The 3,960-nt window shown below is 64.2% G+C and carries 2 protein-coding genes; both read right to left on the bottom strand.

Annotated features, from left to right (window positions below):
- Positions 1-189: 189 nt before the first annotated feature.
- A complete protein-coding gene (locus tag AC0AP0_RS09755; protein WP_490430319.1) occupies positions 190-1,497 on the bottom strand; it encodes a chloride channel protein in 1,308 nt (435 codons plus the stop codon).
- A gap of 57 nt (positions 1,498-1,554) precedes the next feature.
- A complete protein-coding gene (locus AC0AP0_RS09750; protein ID WP_490430320.1) occupies positions 1,555-3,939 on the bottom strand; it encodes a S9 family peptidase in 2,385 nt (794 codons plus the stop codon).
- Positions 3,940-3,960 lie beyond the last annotated feature (21 nt).

Raw genomic sequence — 3,960 nt, 5'->3', positions numbered from 1 at the left:
CGGCCCGAGTATAGCCACCCTTCCTTACTGGCCCAGACCGGTCAGCTGATCGTGAATGCCCATGCAAGCCTGGAGGCAGTAGAGCAGACATACGACCAATAGTGGTTTCATCGTATATGAGTAAGAACAGAATCTTTCGGCATCACGCAAGGCCGGACTGTCGGGACGACAAGGGCTCTCGACGACGGTTTATGCCTTGACCACGAACAGATGTGAGACCGCCATCGACAGGGCAACGGCAAGACCCATGGGCATGAAGGCCATGACCGGCAGGTGGCATACCTCCATCAGCATGGCCATGGCCATGAGTGGAGCTTGCTGGGAGGCGGCCAGCAGGGAGGCGGCGCCAATAACGGCACACTGCCAGACCGGCAGGCCAGGCAGAAGGTAAGCCAGCGATAGGCCCAATACAGCGCCCGTAGCGGATCCCAAAGCTATGGAAGGTGTCAGAGTACCGCCGAAGGCCCCGGCACGGATGGTGGCTGTGGTCAGCAGAGCCTTGACCAGAGCGAAGAGGACCAAGAGGGCAAGTGACTGAGCCAGCTGGAGCCCAGAGAATCCGGCAGGCAGGCGTTGATCCATGCCCATCTGGGCCAGAGCCCGGCCATTGCCCATCACCTGGGGGACGACCAAGGCGACCAGGCCAGTCAGCAGGGCTACCCCCGTCAGCTGCCAAATGGCGGCAGGGCCAGTGGTTCTATGGGCCTCTGCCCAGGAGGTCATCCGCCGGAATCCAGCCCCCAGCAGTCCCATGACCGGTCCGATCAGCAAGACTACCGCCATAAGCCAAGGCCGGAAGGGCTCGGAGCCGACCTTATAGTAAGGGGCAAACCCCTTGATGGATCCTCCGACCAGAGTAGCCAGAGCTGACATGGCCAGATTGACCGTCACCACTTCGGCATCCACCCGCCGCAGCAGCACCTCAATGCCGAAGAAGGCACCAGTCAGAGGCGCAATGTAAATGCCGGCGAATCCCGCACCAGCAGCCGAAGCGACCAGCAGCGGACCGTCCTGGTCACGTAGCCCCAGCCGCCGTCCCATCCTGGTCCAGAGACCGCCCAGTAGAGCCCCGGCCTCGCGAGGGGCCACCTCCCTGCCGATGGAGCCCCCAGCAGCCACAAAGAAAATCTGGGTGAGCACATGAACCACGGTCTGCCCCGGGGGCATAGGCGCGCCCTTGACGGCCTGGCCGACCGATGGAACCAGCCTGGTCCTCGTCCGCAGCCAGGCCCAGACCAGACCAGCCACCAGTCCGGCGAGGGTCACCGAGGCCAGCCTTCTGATCGGCGGCACCGCCTCAGCCGTGGGTGCCCCTGGAGTCTCAGCGAAATCTAACAGGCCGACCTGGGTCAGCTCAAAAAATCTAGCCAGCAACCCCGAAGAAAGTCCGACCAGCAAGCCCAGGCAGAGCACCGAGACCGCCAGACCCCAGCTGCGGGAAAGCTGGAATCCGCGGTTGGGCCCTGGAGCCTGGTCAGGCTTTCGTTGGATATGCACAACCCCAATCTAGCGGAAGCAACCGCCAGTAGAGCGTTAGCCCAAGCAGCCTATCTGTCAGTCAGTCTTGTTCTTGAGAGCGTCCCGCAGGAAGTCCCGCTGCAAAATAAGCAGGTTCTCGGCCACGGTCTCATCGTTGGTCATGTGGGTGATGCCGGTCAGCGGCAGGACCGTATGGGGACGTCCAGCCGCCATCAGAGCGCCGGAGAGCCTCAGGGTGTTGGCCACGGAGACGTTGTCATCAGCGAACCCATGGATCAGCATCAGCGGACGACGCAGCGAGGGGGCATCATCGATGATCCCGTTACGGCGGTAGACGGCCGGATCCATGCCCAGATAGCGCTCGGTGTAGTGGGTGTCGTAAAGAGTCCAGTCCGTGGGCGGGGCACCCGCGCAGGCCGCATGGATTCGGTCGGGAGCCCGCAGAACCGATAGGGCCGACAGGAAGCCGCCATAGGACCAGCCGATCATGGCCACATGCCCCAGGTCGGCCTCAGGAGCGAAGTCCGGCAGGGCCTCCAGAGCCTCGAGTTGGTCGTCCAGCGTCACCTGGGCCATGTCCTCAAAAATGGCCCGATCCCAGGCAGGACCACGACCAGGCGTGCCCCGGCCGTCGGCGGTCAGGACCAGGAAGCCCTGATCGGCCCACCACTGGGACTCCCAGTAGTAGGACTGGTTGAAGACCACCTGCTGGGCACCTGGCCCGCCGTAGGGCTTGAGCAGGACGGGCAGGCTGTCAGCGCTGGCGTAGGGGCTGGATTCAGAGGGTCTGACGATGGCTGCGAACAGCTCGTGCTGCCCCATGCGCACGAAGTCCACGTTGGGGGTGAACCCGGGATCGCTACTGGTGTCGGCCAGGACAGCGCTCATAGCCCCCTGGCTATTGATATGACCTGTATCCACGGCCCGACGATCAGGACGATCCTGATGCTCCGGCCGTACGGGTTCGCCAGTCTGCCTAGCGCTGCTGTCCGGGCGAGCTTCGCCCACCAGACCCAGTCCTTCAGCACCCAGGCGGTCCAGATCCCCATCAGCCCCCAGATAGCAGTGCCGCACCTGTCCCTGCGCCGAAGCCATGGTCCGGCCGCTGACTACAATGCCGTGTCCGGCTCGCGAGGCGGACCACACTCCGGGCAGACGGTTGAGCACATGGATAGAACCGTCATAGCTCAGGCGCATCAGATCGAAGCTGCGGGGGTCGGTGGAGACCACCGCCAGCACATCGCGATCCTCCACAGACAGCACCTGCCGAACCTGGCAGCCCGCTGGAGAGAAGACCTTTCCATCAAGACGCAGCCGCGTGGTGTCGGTTTCTGTGTCGATAAAGGCATCCACCAGCCCGCCCTGGGGCTGGTAAGCCGGCAGCCCGGGCACCAGGTCGATCCACTGGTCGTTGTCATGCTTTTGCAGCACCCTGGTGGCCACCTTGGGTGCCGCCTCGGGATCAAGCAAGGTCATATTCTGCCCCGGCTCCAAACCCTGACGGGCATCCGGCACCTGCACATCCAGGATCCTGTCCTCGGTCTGTCGCCGGTTCTGAACCAGCAGCAGGGGCCGATGCCCGTCCTGCCAGCGGACCACGGCCAGGTACTCGAAGGCCTGATGGTCCCAGTCCACCTCGCCCACCCAGGGGTCGGCGTCATCCTGGCCCAGGAGGACCAGGCTCAGCCCGACGCGGGCATTGGCAGTCAGAGCCTGGGGATACCGCCGGGCGCGCGGTCCGACCTGGGGATTGGCCGGATCGCTGATGTACCAGATCGGCTCATCGGAGGAATCAGTGTGCTCGACCAGCAGGGCCCGGGAATCCGGCGACCACCAGAACCCCTGGTAACGGTCCATCTCCTCGCCGGCCACGAACTCGGCCAGCCCCAGCTTCATCCGATCATCAGTGCCAGGGCGCAGGGCGAGAACAGCCCGTTCTCGGTCTTGTCCGGCATCCTGCCCAATGGAGACCACCATTAGCCGGTCGCCAGTCGTATAGGCCACCATAGTACCGTCCGGGCTGATGGCGGGATTAAGCGCAACCGAATCACCGTCTTCCAAGCTCAGGGCCCGTGTGGAGGCGGTGAGACCATCAGTGGCTATCAGCGACAGCCAGAGCCGGCCACCCAAGGCAAAGACCACCCGGTCCCCGGCAGCATCCACGCTGTAATCAACAATGCCCTCGCCGCCTTCTCGCGAGCGCTCCCTGCGAGCCAGCTCGGCGGCTGGCACCTGTTCCTGATCCGCATCCTCCAGCAGAGTCCTAGGGTCAGCCAGGAGCACCTCATGGTGTCGGCCTTCCTGGTCAAAGACAGACAGCCAGAGCCCAGTCACCAGGTCCTCAGGCCCGTCGGAGCGCAGGAAGACGGCTCGTGAACCGTCCCCCACCGCCAGGGCCGACCGTGGCGCACCCAACGTAAACCGCAGGGTCCGGGCCTTGGCCCGCGGATATGCCTCCATCGCCCGATCCACCTCTTCGGC

The sequence above is a fragment of the Bifidobacterium sp. POST2/T3 (B1) genome (assembly GCF_058197115.1).
The sequence above is the reverse complement of the archived record's forward strand: the minus strand, read 5'-3'. Positions and strand labels throughout refer to the sequence as shown.